The organism is Flavobacterium zhoui, from assembly GCF_042787235.1.
Lineage (GTDB): Bacteria > Bacteroidota > Bacteroidia > Flavobacteriales > Flavobacteriaceae > Flavobacterium > Flavobacterium zhoui.
In genome coordinates, this window is the sequence record NZ_JBHZPY010000001.1 from 525,543 (window position 1) to 542,719 (window position 17,177).

Consider the following 17,177-nt stretch of genomic DNA (forward strand, 5'->3'; position numbering starts at 1 on the left):
TAAATAAAAAAATGAAACAACTAATAAACAATTTAAAAGGAGATAAAGGGATATGGTCATTCGTGGCCTTATTAGCCTTGTTTTCGTTTATGCCTGTTTTTAGTGCAAGTAGTAATTTGGCTTATATTGGACAAGGAAACGGAAATACATTAGGGTATTTGGTAAAACATTTGGCTCATATTTGTATTGGTTTCGCAATTATTTATTGGATTCATAAAGTCCCGTATCATTATTTTAGAGCTATTTCTAAAGTAGGATTGCCGGTGGTTTGGATTTTATTAGCATACACTTTAATTAAAGGTACTGTCATCGCCGGTGCAAACGCCAGTAGATGGATTCAAGTGCCATTTATTGGAATAACATTTCAAACATCGACATTAGCGTCTATAGTGTTATTTATGTTTGTAGCACGTTATTTGTCTAAAACCAGAGAAGAACCTATTACATTCAAGGCCTCTTTGTGGGAGCTTTGGTTACCAGTGTTTTTCACTTTGATACTAATTTTACCTGCTAATTTCTCTACAACAGCACTGATTTTTTCGATGATATTAATGTTGACTTTTATTGGTAAATACCCATTAAAATATATTGGAATCATTGTAGGATCAGGAATATTATTTCTTGCTTTTTTTGTTCTTCTATCCAAAGCTTTTCCTGATTCTAGATTTTTTAGCAGAGTGCATACATGGGAAAGCAGAATCGAGAATTTTAGTACAGATAAACCAGATGAAGATGATTATCAAATTGAGAAGGCTAAAATTGCAATTGCTTCCGGTAAAATATATGGATTAGGTCCTGGAAAAAGCGTTCAAAAGAATTTCTTGCCTCAATCTTCTTCCGATTTTATTTATGCCATTATTGTTGAAGAATATGGGCTTATAGGTGGTTTAGGTGTTCTGGCTTTGTATTTATTATTGTTGTTCCGATTTGTCGTAGCCTCTCATAAAGCCAATTCATTATTTGGGAAATTAGTTGTTATAGGGTTAGGTTTTCCCATGATATTTCAAGCAATGATTAATATGGCTGTTGCCGTAGAATTATTGCCTGTTACAGGACAAACATTACCCTTGATAAGTAGTGGAGGAAGTTCTATCTGGATGACCTGTTTTGCACTTGGGATTATCATCAGTGTGACTAAAAAAGAGGAAGAAATCGCCCAAGAATTAAAAGACGCTGCCAAAAGAGAAGAAGCGCTTCAAAAATTAATTGACAAACAATTAGAAGAGGAATACAGTATTGATAATGATTATTCTATTGAGGATAAAGCTAAGAATCCAATGAATGCAGTTTTAAATAAGTAATCGCTTTTAAGATTAAATAATTTTTGAAAACAGAGGAACTCAGTAACATTATAAAAAATGAAACAATACAAATTCATATTAAGCGGTGGCGGAACTGGAGGACATATTTATCCTGCCATTGCGATTGCCAATGAATTAAAAGCACGTTTTCCAAATGCTGAATTTCTTTTTGTAGGAGCTCAGGATAAAATGGAAATGCAAAAAGTTCCTCAGGCCGGGTATAAAATAAAAGGGCTTTGGATTTCTGGTATTCAACGAAGGTTGACATTTGATAATTCCCTTTTTCCGCTCAAACTTCTGGCAAGTTTATTAAAATCAAGAACTATAATAAGAGAGTTTAAACCCGATGTAGTTATAGGAACAGGCGGCTTTGCAAGCGGACCTTTATTACAGGTGGCTGCAATCGCCGGAATCCCAACTATAATTCAAGAACAAAATTCGTATCCCGGAATTACAAATAAATGGTTAAGCAAAAAAGCAAATAAAATTTGTGTTGCTTATGAAAATTTGGAGCTTTTTTTTCCAAAAAATAAAATGATATTGACAGGAAATCCGGTTCGACAAGATTTAATTGATATTCAAAGTAAAAGAGCCGAAGGAATTCAATTTTTTAATTTAGATTCTAACAAGAAAACGTTGTTGGTTCTTGGTGGAAGTTTGGGAGCAAGAAGAGTAAATCAACTTATTGAAAAGGAGTTGAAAAATTTACTTTCTCAAAATGTTCAGGTCATTTGGCAATGCGGAAAATTATATTTAGAAGATTATAAAAGATATAATGAAGGGAATGTACAAGTAATGGCTTTTATTGAAAAAATGGATTTAGTTTATGCTGCCACTGATATTGTCATTTCCCGTGCAGGTGCGTCATCAGTTTCGGAATTGTGCATTGTGGGGAAACCTGTGATTTTTATTCCTTCTCCTAATGTAGCTGAGGATCATCAAACTAAAAATGCTCAGGCAATTGTAGATAGAAAAGGAGCAATTATGTTGAAAGAATCTGAGTTGGATTCGCAATTTGGTCTTGTTTTTGAAGCCTTGCTGAAGGATCAGGGAAAACAGAATCAATTAAGTGAGAATATAGAACAATTGGCCAAACCGGAAGCAACGAAACAAATTGTTGACGAAATCGTGAAGTTAATTAAATAGACAATAAACGCGAAAAGTATAAAGAATATGAATTTAAATCAAATACATAACGTCTATTTTATAGGAATTGGAGGCATCGGCATGAGTGCTTTGGCTCGTTATTTCAAAAATATAGGTAAGCAAGTCTCGGGTTATGATAAAACACCTACGATGCTTACAGATGAATTAATAGAAAGTGGTATTTCAATTCATTTTGAAGATAATATTGATTTGATTCCAAAAGATTATTATATAGAAAACACATTGGTTATTATTACTCCAGCGGTACCTAAAAATCATTCTGAATGGAATTTCTTTTTGGAAAGAGAGTATCAGGTTAAAAAAAGAGCTGAAGTTTTAGGGATAATAACTAAAGATACTTTTTGTTTTGCAGTTGCCGGAACTCATGGTAAAACTACTACCTCAAGTATTTTGGGTCATATTTTATATGAAAGTGGTGCTGATGTAACTGCTTTTATTGGCGGAATTGTAGAAAATTACAATTCGAATTTAATAGGAAGCGGTAAAACAGTTACTGTTGTTGAAGCAGATGAATTTGACCGTTCATTCTTGCATTTGCATCCCAATATTGCTTGCATTACATCAATGGATGCGGATCATTTGGATATTTATGGGACTAGTCAAGCCATAGAAGAATCATTTATTGAATTTGCTTCAAAAGTTGAAGATAAAAGTAATCTTTTTATAACGAAAGAATTACCAATTGAAGGAGTTACCTGCGCGGTAAATGAAGATGCTGTCTTCAAGGCGTTTAATGTTAGAGTTGGGAATGGCAGTTATACGTTTGATGTACAAACGCCAACTGAAATAATAGAAGATTTACAGTTTAGATTACCTGGAAAACATAATTTAATGAATGCTTTAATGGCTATCGCAATGGCAAAATTATTCGGCACCCCAACCGATGCCATTGCAAAAGCCATAGCATCATTCAAAGGAATAAAAAGAAGGTTTTCCTATCAAATAAAAACAGATAGATTAGTTTATATAGATGATTATGCGCATCATCCAACGGAAATAAATGCCGTGCATCAGGCGGTTAGAGAATTGTACCCAAATCAAAAAGTTTTGGCTATTTTTCAACCTCATTTGTTTAGTAGAACCAGAGATTTTGCAGATGATTTTGCCAAAAGTTTATCTGCTTTTGACGAAGTTGTTTTGCTCGATATTTATCCTGCCCGTGAGTTACCGATGGAAGGAATATCTTCTAAATGGTTGATGGATAAAATGACGAATAGGGATAAAAAATTGGTCCAGAAAAATGATTTAATTCCAACAATTCTTGCATCTGATGCTACAGTGATTGTTACAATTGGAGCAGGTGATATTGGAGAATTGGTTCCCACAATTAAAAAAGCGATAAATGAAACTCTTTAATTGGTCAAATATTCGATTAGTACTGATGTTTACATTAGTTGTTTTTTTGTTTTCATTCACGTCAAATCGAAATGCAAACAGAAAATTAATTAAATCTACCGTTGTTTTTGTAGGAGATGTCTCTCCATTTTTAAGGCAAGAAACGGTTAATAAATTGTTAATAGAAAATAAAAAAGATGCATCGAGCATTCAAAAAGTTAATTTAGATTTGAATAAGCTGGAAAAAATACTAGATGCACAAGAAATGATTGAAAAGTCAGATGTATTTGTGAGTATCGATGGTGTTTTAAAAGCAGTAGTGAAACAAAAGACTCCAATAGCTAGGGTTTTTGATGAAGGAGGTTCTTTCTATATTGATTACAAAGGTAATAGAATGCCATTGTCAGCAAATTTTACAGCTCGAGTTCCACTTGTTTTAGGGGGGATTAATAAAAAAAATAACGAAGATTTAGCTGATTTATTTCGCATAATATATGACGATGCTTTTTTGAAAAAAAACATTATCGGAATACAAATTATGCCGAATGGTAGCTTAATAATGCTCAATAGAAATTTTGATTATCAAATTGATTTTGGCAGAATGATAAATGTAGAGCGTAAATTCAAAAATTATAAAGCTTTTTTTCAAAAGGCGGTTTTAGATAGTACGTTGTATAAATATAAAAAAATAGATCTCAGATTTACGGAACAAGTAGTTTGCACTAAATAATAGATAATGGAAAAAGAGAATATTGCAGTAGGTCTAGATATTGGGACAACCAAAATTGTTGCCATGATAGGCAAGAAAAATGAGTATGGGAAATTAGAGATTTTGGGAATTGGAAAATCCAAAAGCTTAGGAGTTGCAAGAGGTGTTGTGAATAACATCACTCAAACTATTCAATCTATCCAACAAGCAATTCAAGAAGCGGAAAATAATTCAGGTTATAAGATTAAAGACGTAGTGGTTGGAATAGCTGGTCAACACATACGCAGTATTCAACACACAGATTATATTAGCAGAAATAATCCCGAAGAAGTTATTGGGGAGAATGATATACAGCTTTTGATTGACCAGGTAAATAAATTGGCCATGTTACCAGGTGAGGAAATTATACACGTACTGCCACAAGAATTTAAAATTGACGGACAATCGGAAATCAAAGAGCCTATAGGAATGTATGGCGGAAGATTAGAATCAAGTTTTCATGTTGTAGTAGGGCAGGCCTCATCGATACGTAACGTTGGAAGATGTATTCAAAGCTCAGGGATAGAATTGTCAGGTTTGACATTGGAGCCATTAGCCTCAGCTGATGCCGTTTTGAGCCAAGAAGAAAAAGAAGCAGGTGTTGCGCTTATCGATATAGGTGGCGGCACAACGGATTTGGCCATTTTCAAAGATGGTATTATTCGTCATACTGCTGTAATTCCTTTTGGAGGAAATGTAATTACTGATGATATTAAAGAAGGCTGTTCGATCATTGAAAAGCAAGCGGAGTTATTAAAAGTTAAATTTGGTTCTGCCTGGCCAGGTGAAAATAAAGACAACGAAATTGTTTCTATTCCCGGATTAAGAGGCAGAGAGCCAAAAGAGATTTCGTTAAAGAATCTTTCGAAAATAATTCACGCTCGTGTTGTCGAAATTATAGATCAGGTTTTTACCGAAGTAAAGGCGTATGGTCATGAAGATCCTCGTAAGAAGCTGATTGCTGGTATAGTACTTACTGGTGGTGGAGCGCAATTGAAACATATCAAGCAGTTAGTGGAATACATTACAGGAATGGATACTAGAATTGGATATCCAAACGAGCATTTAGCGGGAAATTCTGATGAAGAGATTTCGAGTCCTTTATATGCTACCGCTGTAGGACTAGTAATGAATAGTATTCAAAATAATTCTCAAAGTGCTGTAAGAATGGATGCTATTGAGCCTCCAAAAGCTACAGTTTACAGAGCGCCGGTTACGCAAATTCAAGAGGTGGTAGTGCCGGTAACAGAAGCCGAAGTAGACGCACAAAACTTTGGTGAAAAACAAGTATCTACGGGAGATAAAATACAAAGATCATTTTTTGACAGGTATGTTGATAAGATTAAGGATTTCCTGGATAACGCAGAATAGTTAATAAATAATAAATATTTCATTCTCCTTTTTGCCCCACGCTTTAAGAAGAAAAAAAGAATTAAACAAGAATTTTAAAACCAAATAAAATGATGAGCAACTCAGAATTTGGAAGTATTTCATTTGATTTACCAAAAAATCAATCAAATGTTATAAAAGTAATTGGTGTAGGTGGAGGCGGAAGTAATGCCATTAATCACATGTTCAAACAAGGTATTAAAGGCGTTGATTTCATCGTTTGTAATACGGATTCTCAAGCCTTACAGAGTAGTTCTGTGCCTAATAAAATTCAGTTAGGAGTGCATTTAACTGAAGGGCTTGGCGCTGGAGCAAACCCAGATGTTGGACAGCAGTCCGCTATTGAAAGTATTGCCGAGATTGAAAAAATGTTGGATCGCAATACTAAAATGGTTTTCATCACTGCGGGAATGGGTGGTGGAACTGGAACAGGAGCTGCGCCGGTGATTGCGCAATTGGCTAAAGAAAGAGATATTCTTACGGTAGGAATTGTGACTTTGCCTTTCTTATTTGAAGGAAAAGTGCGTCAGGAACAAGCCTTAATTGGTATCGATAAATTACGTAAACAAGTCGACTCATTAATTGTTATCAACAACAATAAATTAAGAGAAGTATACGGAAATCTTGGATTCAAAGCCGGGTTTTCTAAAGCTGATGAAGTTTTGGCAACAGCCTCAAGAGGTATTGCCGAAGTAATTACTCATCACTACACACAAAATATCGATTTAAGAGATGCTAAAACAGTGTTGTATAACAGCGGAACGGCTATTATGGGATCTTCTGTTTCTTCAGGTGAGAATAGAGCTAAAGAGGCAATTGTTGCAGCTTTAGATTCTCCTTTGTTAAATGATAATAAAATTACAGGTGCCAAAAACGTATTGTTGCTTATCGTTTCTGGAACTAATGAAATTACAATTGACGAAATAGGAGAGATCAATGATCATATTCAAATTGAAGCAGGTCATAATGCAAATATTATTATGGGGGTTGGTGAAGACGAATCACTTGGAGATGCAATTGCAGTTACCATAATCGCTACGGGATTTGATATTGAACAACAAAATGAAATTGTTAATACTGAGCCTAAAAAAATAATTCACACCCTAGAGGACGAGCAAAGAAGTGTTCATAATCTAAGTAATAGAACTGTTGCTGCATTCGATTTAAATAACGTAACACCGGTGTCTAATTCTAACGAAAGAATAATTTTCGATTTATTAGAAGATACAACAGTAGTGGCTCCTGAGCCTGTTGTAACAGTACCAGAGCCAACAATCAATAAAGAAGAGTTGATGGTTATGTCTGAATTTATAAAAAATTTAGATGTGACTTTTGAAATCGTTTCTCCAATTAATGATAGTGAATTTACTTTTACCGGACCAGAAGTTAAAGCGGTAAAAGCAGTGCAGCCAAAAATTATCGAAAGACAAGAACAAACGGCTTTCTCTTTTGATTTGCCACTTTTTAAATCGGAACCAGTTACTCCCGTTGAGGAAAGTAAAGTTTTATTTGAACTAACAAATGAAACTCGCGATATCAAAGTAAACGAAGCAGTTCAATTTGTTCCGGTAACAGAATTATCTGATAGAGGAATTATCAAATATTCTCTTGAGGAGTACATGGAAGCAGATACTGATTTTGCAGCTAAACCAATTGCAAAAGTAGTTGAAGTTCTTGTTCCTGCCGAGTTAAATATTACAATGAAACAAGTAGATGCAACTACAAATGCACCAACTCATTTTGAAAATATTTCTCCAATGGAAATGACAATTGAAGAAACTTTGAAGCTTAGAGCTGATGAAAGAAGAAAAAAATTAAAAGAATTCAATTACAAGTTTCATAATAATGTTTCTAAAATTGATGAGTATGAAAAAGAGCCTGCATACAAAAGATTAGGAATCGATATTTCAAATAATCAACCAAACAATACAAATTCGAGAATTTCAGTTGGAACAGACAGCAACAATGATTTACAGTTGCGTTCTAATAACTCGTATTTGCATGATAATGTAGATTAACGAACTCAAACCAAAATGATATAGCCCGAAAATTCAATTTAATTTTCGGGTTATTTTTTTGTGTAGAGAGAAGAAAGTAATCTATTGTTAATTCAAGTAAATTTCTTTAAATTTGCGGAGCCTTAATCCAGCTGTCGTTTCAAGCTTTTTCTCGAAAATGCTTTTTTCTAAGCCCTTAAAAGAGCTTCCTTCAGTCGCTTTTTAAGCCCAAGAAAAAATACATTTTCTCCCAAAAAGGCTTTTTACTATCATCTGGGGCATTTAAAAAAAGTAGGCGTTTTTATACTATTTCAACAATCGATTAAACGAATAATTGATTAACTAAATTAACAATAAAGAATATGAGTTTATCAGTACAAATCATGGACGAAATGAAAACCGCCATGAGAGCCAAAGATACCGTTGCACTTGAAGCGTTAAGAGCTATTAAATCTGAAATTCTGTTAGCGCAGACTGCTACAGGGTCGAAAGAAGAAATAACACAAGATGACGAGATTAAATTGCTACAAAGACTAGTGAAAACCCGTAAGGAAAGTGCTAGAATTTTTACGGAGCAAAACCGTATGGATTTAGCGGAACCAGAATTGGCGCAAATAGCAGTAATCGAAAAATTCTTACCAGCACAATTAAGCGAAGCAGAAGTAGAAGCGGTGATTGCAAAAATCATTGCAGAAACAGGAGCATCAGGAATTGCGTCAATGGGAAAAGTAATGGGATTAGCAGCTGCACAATTAGGCGGAACTGCCGAAGGAAAAACTATTTCTACAATAGTGAAAAAACTATTAGTATAATAATTGTTAATTTCAAATTACGAATTACGTTTGTATAATTTGTAATTTGAAATTCGTAATTAAAATAAGGCTGCGTAGTTCAACTGGATAGAATATCAGATTTCGACTCTGAGGGTTGCAGGTTCGAACCCTGTCGCGGCCACAAACACATATAGAAATGCTTCAAAAAAATCAAGTTTGCTTGAAATGTTTTGGAGCATTTTTCATTTTAAAACGTTGTAAAATATGTCTCTTCAACTTTTTATTACGATACTTTTTGGGGTACTATTTCTTGTGATTTTCATTTTCAAAGTCATAGAGCCAGCTTACTTGCTTTTATTCAACAAACCTATTTACATTCATTGGTATCCTTTTGCAAAGAAATTAAAATTAAGCCAACGCCAAATTTTAGTAAATGATTTCCCGTTTTATAATAGGCTTTCTCACGAAAGAAAAGCGTATTTTGAGCATCGGGTGAAGGAGTTTATTGGTAACTATTCTTTTATTGGCAAAGAGATCGTTATTACGGATCAAATGCAAATGCTGATTGCTGGAACTTATGTGATGTTAACTTTCGGAATGCGAAATTATCTTATTCGTTTGTTTGATAAAATAATTATCTACCCTTCTTGTTATTTTTCTACGGTAAATCAAGAATATCATAAAGGAGAATTCAATCCAAAAATTAAAGCAATCGTTTTTTCGTGGGAAGATTTCTTATTGGGTCATTCTACATCAAACGACAATATTAATCTTGGTTTACATGAGTTTTCTCATGTGTTGCATTTTCATTGCTTAAAAAGTAACGACCCAAGTGCCATTATCTTTTTTGATGAATTTAAAGAAGTCATAAAATATTACACTGACCCAAATTTAAATAATGTGCTAAAGCAGAAAGGATACTTTAGGTTGTATGCTTATGGAAATCAATTTGAATTTTTATCGGTAATCTTGGAGCATTTTTTTGAAACACCTCATGTATTTAAAGCAACGAATCCAGAATTATACGCACACATTGTGGTGATGATTAATTTCAATGAAGAATATTTTAAATAAAAAATGGCGCTCAAGGTCTATCGTCTGAACATAAGTTTAAAATAGGATACAGATAACATTGATTAAGCTGATTCACACTGATTTTTAAGTTGATATTAAAAAATTAAACACGAATTTCACTAATTTGCACGAATTAAATTCGTGCAAATTAGTGAAATTCGTGTTTAATATCTAATCTAATTTTTGTGTCCACACTGTAGGCTCAAAGCGCCATTTTCTTTAGAAGCTTGTTAGCTTCTTTAAATTTTGTATGGTTTGGGTGGGATTTTCGGCTTTGAAAACAAAACTTCCAGCTACAAGAACATCAGCTCCTGCTTCAACAAGTTGTTTTGCATTTTTATTAGTAACGCCACCGTCAACTTCTATAAGTGTAGTCGCCCCTTTTCTATTGATTAAATCTTTTAATTTTTTAACTTTTGCATACGTGTTTTCAATAAATGATTGTCCTCCAAAACCTGGATTCACACTCATTATACATACCAAGTCGATATCGTTAATAACGTCCTCTAATAAGTCAATATTGGTATGTGGATTAATGGCAACTCCAGCTTTCATTCCTTCGGCTTTTATTGCTTGTAGCGTTCTGTGAAGGTGTGTGCAAGCTTCATAGTGTACACTTAGAATATTAGCGCCCAATTCAGCGAAAGTTTTGATGTAACGGTCCGGATCAATAATCATTAAATGTACATCGACTATTTTTTTAGCATGTCTTGTAATAGCTTCTAAAACTGGCATTCCATAAGAAATGTTGGGAACAAAAACACCATCCATGATATCAATGTGAAACCAATCGGCTTCGCTGCTGTTGATCATTTCGATGTCGCGTTGCAGATTAGCAAAATCAGCAGCAAGTACTGATGGTGCAATTAATGTATTTTTCATTGTGTAGTTGTTACGTTGAGACGCACTGAAGTGCGTCTTTACAAGTGCGTTGTTTGTGCAAAAGTAGTTTTTTTAACCACAATTCGCACAAAGTTGTTTCACAAAGTTGTATACGTTTTTATGATTTTAGGTTGTTTGCGTGAAGGATAGAAGCGGTAGCCCACAGAGAGGAACGAACGAGGACTACAAGCGTATAGCCTGACCCGAAGTTTTTACGGAGGGTTACGCCCAAAAAATAATAATGTTATTGCTTCGTTCCTCGCAATAACAAAAAATAAAACTCCGGTAATCAGCCGGAGTTTCAATCATCAATCAAAAAACGAACAGTCAATCAAACTGTTGTTTACTGTAAAATTTTAAATCCCAAAAGATTGGGATTTGAAATTTATTTTGGATATTATCCAAGGTATGTTTTTAGTATTTTACTTCTAGAAGTGTGTTTTAATCTACGGATTGCTTTTTCCTTGATTTGACGCACACGCTCACGAGTTAAATCGAAAGTTTCTCCGATTTCCTCTAATGTCATTGGGTGTTGATCGCCAAGACCAAAGTACAAACGAACTACATCAGCTTCTCTTGGAGTCAATGTTTCTAATGAACGCTCAATTTCAGTACGCAATGATTCATGGATTAATTCTCTGTCTGGATTTGGAGATTCGCCAGAACGTAATACATCGTAAAGGTTAGAATCTTCTCCTTCAACAAGGGGAGCATCCATTGATAAGTGACGACCAGAGTTCTTCATACTCTCTTTCACGTCATTTACGGTCATGTCAAGCTCTTTTGCAATTTCCTCAGCAGATGGTGGACGCTCGTTAGATTGCTCTAATAAAGCGTACATTTTGTTGATTTTATTGATAGATCCAATTTTATTCAAAGGCAATCGAACGATACGGGATTGTTCAGCCAATGCTTGTAATATAGATTGACGAATCCACCAAACGGCATAGGAGATGAATTTGAAACCACGTGTTTCATCAAAACGTTGTGCTGCTTTTATCAATCCTAAATTTCCTTCATTAATTAAATCAGGAAGTGTAAGTCCTTGATTTTGGTATTGTTTTGCTACCGAAACTACGAAACGTAAATTAGCTTTTGTCAATTTTTCTAAGGCTTTTTGATCCCCAGCTTTAATCTTTTGTGCTAATTCTACTTCTTCGTCAGCGGTAATAAGGTCAACTTTTCCAATTTCTTGTAAATATTTGTCTAATGATGCAGTTTCACGATTCGTAACCTGCTTGGTGATTTTAAGTTGTCTCATGTTTTTGTCTCCTCAATTTTTTAAGTGTACAAATGATTATACGTAGGGAGTTTCAAAAAAGTTACAATTGTTTTAAAAATAATTTTATTAAAAGCGAAAAACCCCAATTCACATTCATGAATTGGGGTTTTCTATAAATAAACCTTTAGTAAACTAAGATCTGATTACTCTTTTCTTTCCTCACGTGGAGGTCTTGGCAAAAGTGCTTTTCTTGACACTTTTTCTTTTCTTGTTTTTGGATCCATACCTAAGTATTTCACTTGAAAAACATCACCCATTTTCACTACGTCAGAAACGTTTTCAGTACGTTCCCATGCAAGCTCAGATACGTGAAGTAATACTTCATTTCCAGGAGCTTCTAAGTATTCTACTACTGCACCAAAATCAAGCATTTTGATTACTTTCACATCATAGGCTTCATTCATTTGTGGTTTGAAAGTGATTGACTTGATTTTAGCCAATACTGCTTCAATTCCAGCAGGATCTGTTCCTAAGATTTCAATAACACCTTCTTCAGTAGTTGGGTCTTCATTGATAACAATTGTTGTTCCTGTTGTTTTTTGTAATTCTTGAATCACTTTTCCACCAGGTCCAATCAACGCACCAATAAATGAATTAGGAATTCTTCTTGTAATAATTTTTGGCGCATACGCTTTAACATCTTCTTTAGGCGATGCCAAAGTTTCAATTAATTTTCCAAGGATATGTAAACGACCGTCACGAGCTTGCGCCAATGCTGCTTCCATAATCTCATATTTCAATCCGTCAATCTTGATGTCCATTTGACAAGCTGTAATTCCTTCGGAAGTTCCAGTTACTTTAAAGTCCATATCTCCTAAGTGATCTTCGTCACCAAGAATATCAGACAATACTGCAAAACGTTCTCCGTCAGTAATCAATCCCATTGCAATCCCAGAAACGGGACGAATCATTTGGATACCTGCGTCCATTAATGCTAATGTTCCAGCACAAACTGTTGCCATAGAAGATGAACCGTTAGATTCTAAAACTTCAGAAACTACACGAATTGTATAAGGACAATCAGCAGGAATCATGTTTTTTAATGCTCTTTGCGCTAAATTTCCGTGACCAACTTCTCTTCTTGAAGTTCCTCTTAAAGGACGAGCTTCACCAGTTGAGAAAGGAGGGAAGTTATAGTGTAAGTAGAAACGCTCTTCACCTTGTTGAGATGGAGAGTCAATTTGGTTTGCTTCTCTAGAGGTTCCTAAAGTGGCTGTTGCCAATGCTTGAGTTTCTCCACGTGTAAACAATGCAGATCCGTGTACAGATGGTAAGTAATCTACTTCACACCAGATTGGTCTGATTTCTGTAGTTTTTCTTCCGTCTAAACGTGTTCCTAAATCTAGTGTTACATTACGAACTGCTTCTTTGTTAGCTTTGTAAAAGTATTTAGAAACTAAATCGCCATTTTCAGCCAATTCTTCTTCTGTAAATAACGCTTTTACTTCTTCTTTTACTGCTGCAAATTGAGCTGTTCTTTCTTGTTTGGCTGTACCTTGTTTTGCGATAGCGTAACACATATCGTAAGATGCGGCTTTTACTTTAGCGTAAATTGCTTCGTCTTCTCTCTCTCCTTCGTAAGTACGAGTTTCTTTTTTTCCAAAAGCAGCTTGTAAACGTAGTTGAGCAGAAATTTGATTTTTGATATGTTCGTGAGCAAATTTTATTGCTTCAAGCATTTCTGCTTCTGAAATTTCTTTCATCTCACCTTCTACCATTGCGATAGAATCCATAGAAGCTCCAATCATCATATCGATGTCTGACAATTCTAATTGAGCACGACTTGGATTGATAATGAATTTTCCGTCAACTCTACCAACTCTAGCTTCAGAGATTAATGTTTCAAATGGGATGTCAGACAAAGCTAAAGCTGCTGATGCTGCTAAACCTGCTAATGCATCTGGCATTACGTCTTCGTCATGAGACATTAATTGGATCATTACCTGAACTTCTGCATGGTAATCATCTGGAAAAAGTGGACGTAAAACACGGTCAACTAAACGCATTGTTAATACTTCGTTATCACTTGGTCTTGCTTCTCTCTTAAAGAAACCACCTGGGAAACGTCCCGCTGCAGCAAATTTTTCACGATAATCTACCGTAAGCGGAAGAAAATCGATACCAGGACTTGCTTTTCTTGAAGATACAACTGTTCCTAAAATAACAGTTTTACCTATTCTTACTACTACAGATCCATCCGCTTGTTTGGCTAAACGACCTGTCTCGATTGTGATGTTTCTGCCATCACCTAAATCGATACTTTCTACAAATAATTGTGGAATCATAAATTTAATTTATTAGTTAAACATGGGTTCTAGTTGTGTTGTAGTTGTTGTTGTGCGTAGTTAATGCCTAAAACCCAATGAAAAACCAAACTTTTTTTATTATTGTATATAAAAACAAAAAGAGGCACTTTCGCACCTCTTTTGTATTGATTATTTTCTGATATTCAATACTTTGATAATCTCACGATATCTGTTGATTTCTGTTTTCTTCAAGTAATCCAACAAAGATCTTCTTTTTCCAACTAGCAATACTAATGAACGCTCTGTGTTATAATCATGACGATTTTTTTTCAAGTGCTCAGTTAAGTGGCTAATTCTGAAAGTGAACAAAGCAATTTGACTTTCTGATTTTCCAGTGTTTGTAACATCTCCGTGTTTAGCGAAAATTTCTTCTTTAATCTCTTTAGTTAAATACATTCCAATATTTGTTTAATGATTTTTATGTATGTCATACATCCATTGTAAGACGGGTGCAAAGATAATCTTTATTTTTAAAAAGGCAAGAGAAAATTTGTCTAAGCTTTAAGAATTTAATTTTCAGCGTATTATACTGTAAATATTTTCGCAATTTCCTGATTTACAAATTCTAAAAATTTTTCGTCAGCTTCGGTAAATGGATCAATAACATGACTGTCAATGTCTATTTGTCCAATATTTTCTCCATTTACAAAAAGAGGGACTACGATTTCTGATTTTACAGTAAAACTGCAAGCGATGTAATTGTCTTGTGCCGAAACGTCTGGCACTACAAAGTTCTCATTAGAAACTGCTACTTGTCCGCATATACCTTTTCCAAAAGGAATTACTGTATGGTCTGTTTCTGCTCCCACATAGGGTCCCAGATGTAAAGTTTTAGTTTCCTGATTAGCAAAATAAAATCCTACCCAGTTATAATAGTCAATAGAGCCGCTCAAAAGTTGGCAAATAGTTAAAAGCTTTTCGTCTCTTGAAAGAGTTGTATTTGTTGTAATTTCGGTTATTTTTGGTTGTAATTCTTGAAATGTCATGGTTTTTATTTATATTTATACAAAAGTAATTTAAAGCAGGTTTCGAAAATTATATAAATTTGTTAAAAAATTGATTTTGAAAAAATATTTTATTCTCTACAAACCTTTTTTGTTTTTTCTGCTTGCCTTTTTTTTTACTTACATAGTCCTGACTGTTCTTTATCAAGAATATCTAAATAGCTTTGGGGAAAATAAACTGGACTCCATAACTAGAATGGTGGCTACGAATACAAGTCAATTTTTGCATCTTTTTGGTTTTAATTTTAAAATTCAGGAGAATCAATCGCATTCCTTTATTAAGTTGATTTTTAATCAAAAGTATGTAGCTCGAATTATTGAAGGTTGTAATGCGGTCAGTATGATCATTTTGTTTGTTTCTTTTGTAGTGTCATTTTCGGGAAAGCTAAAGCCTACTTTACTTTTTATTTTCGGCGGAAGCCTGCTTATTTATGTTTTAAATGTGATTCGAATAGCATTGTTATGTGTGCTGATGTTTTATTTTCAAAAACAGGAGAAGTTTTTACACGGAGTACTTTTTCCGTTGTTTATTTACGGAGTGGTTTTTATTTTGTGGGTAATATGGGTACGTAAATTTTCAAAATATGCTTCGAAAAATACTTAGTAATAAAATTAGATTAGCTCAATTTCTTTTTTTGGTCGGATTGTTAATTCTTATCCGAGCTTTTGAAGATAAATTGTTTTATGACCCTTTTTTGGATTATTTCAAAAATGATTTTGCTAATTTACCCTTGCCTAATTTTATTCCGTTTCAATTATTTTTTGGACTGCTGTTCCGTTTCACTATGAATACCGTTCTGTCATTAGGGATTATCTATTTGCTATTTAAAGATGTTCAAATGGTAAAATTTGCCCTTGTTCTGTATTATTTTTTCTTCATGATCTTAATTATTACTTTTTTCTTTATCATCTACTACGTTAAGGGGCATAATAATTTAGCACTTTTCTATGTTCGTAGATTTCTAATTCAACCTATTTTTTTGTTGTTGTTTGTTCCCGCATTTTATTATCAAAAACAAAAATAAGAAGTCTTTTTTCGTTATCTTTATTTGGTGTAATTTATTTATTATCAATTAAATAACGATATGAAGATAGTCAAGCATTCTGGAAATATTGTAGATTTTAATCCTGATAAACTCAAAACTTCGTTGCTCAAATCTGGAGCGAGTAGTAGTGTAGTCGAAAGTATTCTTAAATCGATTCAAAGTGGAATCTATGAGGGAATTTCAACTAAAGAGATTTATAAAATGGCATTTGCATTATTAAAAAAAACAGCTAATTCTCATGCAGCACGTTATAATTTAAGAGAGGCAATCCGTTTACTAGGTCCGGCGGGGTTTTTCTTCGAAAAATATATTGCCAGGATTTTTGCAGCAGAACAGTATGTAACAGTGACTAATTTGACTTTGTTTGGAAAATGCGTCTCTCATGAAATAGATGTTTTAATAAAAAAGGATGAAATAATTTCTATGGTGGAGTGTAAATATCATTTTGGTCGAGATGCAGCAACTGATGTGAAAGTTCCTATGTATATCTTATCGCGGTATAATGATATTATAGACAGGCATCATCCTATTTTTACTCAAAAAGATTCGGTTTTAGGATGTTGGATTGTAACTAATAATCGGTTTACCTCAGATGCTGTTGATTTTGCAAAGTGTTGCGGATTGAATTTATTAAGTTGGAATTATCCCCCGAATAATAATTTAAAAACAAAAAATGACACTGCTAATCTTTATCCGGTGACTTGTTTGACCACTTTGACCCTCGCTGAAAAAGACAAACTGTTGATTTTGGACGTAATATTGGTAAAAGAAATAATAAACAATTCTGATTCTTTAGATAGAATAGGGTTGAGTTCAAATCGGATAAAGAATGTTTTGAAAGAAGCTTCTGAATTATGTAGGTACATTTAAAAT

Annotated in this window: 16 protein-coding genes and 1 tRNA gene; 12 read left to right on the forward strand and 5 right to left on the reverse strand. The window is 34.0% G+C overall.

The features are described 5' to 3' along the window. Positions 1–11 precede the first annotated feature (11 nt). The 9 genes from ACFX5F_RS02360 to ACFX5F_RS02400 all read left to right on the forward strand — a co-directional run bounded on the left by ACFX5F_RS02360 (position 12) and on the right by ACFX5F_RS02400 (position 9,784). Positions 12–1,301, forward strand: coding sequence for an FtsW/RodA/SpoVE family cell cycle protein (locus ACFX5F_RS02360; protein ID WP_379849538.1), 1,290 nt, complete (start codon positions 12–14; stop codon positions 1,299–1,301). A gap of 57 nt (positions 1,302–1,358) precedes the next feature. Further along, the gene (gene murG, locus ACFX5F_RS02365; RefSeq protein ID WP_379849540.1) at positions 1,359–2,447 is read left to right on the forward strand and encodes an undecaprenyldiphospho-muramoylpentapeptide beta-N-acetylglucosaminyltransferase; all 1,089 of its coding nucleotides are present in this window, start codon (positions 1,359–1,361) and stop codon (positions 2,445–2,447) included. A gap of 27 nt (positions 2,448–2,474) precedes the next feature. Next, the gene (gene murC / locus ACFX5F_RS02370) at positions 2,475–3,824 is read left to right on the forward strand and encodes a UDP-N-acetylmuramate--L-alanine ligase (protein ID WP_379849541.1); all 1,350 of its coding nucleotides are present in this window, start codon (positions 2,475–2,477) and stop codon (positions 3,822–3,824) included. Beyond that, positions 3,811–4,533, forward strand: a complete 723-nt coding sequence (locus tag ACFX5F_RS02375; RefSeq protein ID WP_379849543.1) for a cell division protein FtsQ/DivIB — start codon at positions 3,811–3,813, stop codon at positions 4,531–4,533. The genes murC and ACFX5F_RS02375 overlap by 14 nt, the downstream gene beginning before the upstream one ends. A 6-nt stretch (positions 4,534–4,539) precedes the next feature. Beyond that, the gene (gene ftsA / locus ACFX5F_RS02380; RefSeq protein WP_379849545.1) at positions 4,540–5,922 is read left to right on the forward strand and encodes a cell division protein FtsA; all 1,383 of its coding nucleotides are present in this window, start codon (positions 4,540–4,542) and stop codon (positions 5,920–5,922) included. A gap of 89 nt (positions 5,923–6,011) precedes the next feature. Next, positions 6,012–7,958 (forward strand): cell division protein FtsZ, encoded by a 1,947-nt coding sequence (gene ftsZ, locus ACFX5F_RS02385; protein WP_379849547.1) that lies wholly within the window; start codon positions 6,012–6,014, stop codon positions 7,956–7,958. Positions 7,959–8,299: 341 nt separating this feature from the next. Further along, positions 8,300–8,749, forward strand: coding sequence for a GatB/YqeY domain-containing protein (locus tag ACFX5F_RS02390; RefSeq protein WP_379849549.1), 450 nt, complete (start codon positions 8,300–8,302; stop codon positions 8,747–8,749). A gap of 68 nt (positions 8,750–8,817) precedes the next feature. Next, a tRNA-Arg gene (locus tag ACFX5F_RS02395) sits at positions 8,818–8,891 on the forward strand. A gap of 83 nt (positions 8,892–8,974) precedes the next feature. After that, positions 8,975–9,784, forward strand: a complete 810-nt coding sequence (locus tag ACFX5F_RS02400; RefSeq protein ID WP_379849551.1) for a zinc-dependent peptidase — start codon at positions 8,975–8,977, stop codon at positions 9,782–9,784. Positions 9,785–10,003: 219 nt separating this feature from the next. Here ACFX5F_RS02400 and rpe read toward each other — a convergent pair whose 3' ends face one another. The 5 genes from rpe to ACFX5F_RS02425 all read right to left on the reverse strand — a co-directional run bounded on the left by rpe (position 10,004) and on the right by ACFX5F_RS02425 (position 15,240). Next, the gene (gene rpe / locus ACFX5F_RS02405) at positions 10,004–10,666 is read right to left on the reverse strand and encodes a ribulose-phosphate 3-epimerase (RefSeq protein ID WP_379849553.1); all 663 of its coding nucleotides are present in this window, start codon (positions 10,664–10,666) and stop codon (positions 10,004–10,006) included. Positions 10,667–11,063: 397 nt separating this feature from the next. Beyond that, entirely contained in the window at positions 11,064–11,927 is an 864-nt protein-coding gene (locus ACFX5F_RS02410; RefSeq protein ID WP_007137700.1) for a sigma-70 family RNA polymerase sigma factor, read from the reverse strand. Between the two features lie 164 nt (positions 11,928–12,091). Then, a complete protein-coding gene (locus ACFX5F_RS02415; RefSeq protein WP_379849555.1) occupies positions 12,092–14,233 on the reverse strand; it encodes a polyribonucleotide nucleotidyltransferase in 2,142 nt (713 codons plus the stop codon). 150 nt (positions 14,234–14,383) lie between these two features. Further along, positions 14,384–14,650: a 30S ribosomal protein S15 gene (rpsO, locus tag ACFX5F_RS02420; RefSeq protein ID WP_073203920.1), complete on the reverse strand. Its 267-nt coding sequence runs from the start codon at positions 14,648–14,650 to the stop codon at positions 14,384–14,386. A gap of 128 nt (positions 14,651–14,778) precedes the next feature. Then, positions 14,779–15,240: a GAF domain-containing protein gene (locus ACFX5F_RS02425; RefSeq protein WP_379849557.1), complete on the reverse strand. Its 462-nt coding sequence runs from the start codon at positions 15,238–15,240 to the stop codon at positions 14,779–14,781. Positions 15,241–15,316: 76 nt separating this feature from the next. Between ACFX5F_RS02425 and xrtF the strand changes: the two genes are divergently transcribed. From xrtF to ACFX5F_RS02440, 3 genes are read left to right on the forward strand one after another with little or no spacing between them, the layout of a single operon-like run. Continuing rightward, the gene (gene xrtF / locus ACFX5F_RS02430; protein WP_379849559.1) at positions 15,317–15,862 is read left to right on the forward strand and encodes an exosortase family protein XrtF; all 546 of its coding nucleotides are present in this window, start codon (positions 15,317–15,319) and stop codon (positions 15,860–15,862) included. Continuing rightward, on the forward strand, positions 15,843–16,283 hold the full coding sequence (locus ACFX5F_RS02435) for an exosortase F system-associated membrane protein (protein WP_379849561.1): 441 nt from the start codon (positions 15,843–15,845) through the stop codon (positions 16,281–16,283). Before xrtF ends, ACFX5F_RS02435 begins: the two co-directional genes overlap by 20 nt. A 60-nt stretch (positions 16,284–16,343) precedes the next feature. Next, a complete protein-coding gene (locus ACFX5F_RS02440; RefSeq protein ID WP_379849563.1) occupies positions 16,344–17,174 on the forward strand; it encodes an ATP cone domain-containing protein in 831 nt (276 codons plus the stop codon). Positions 17,175–17,177 lie beyond the last annotated feature (3 nt).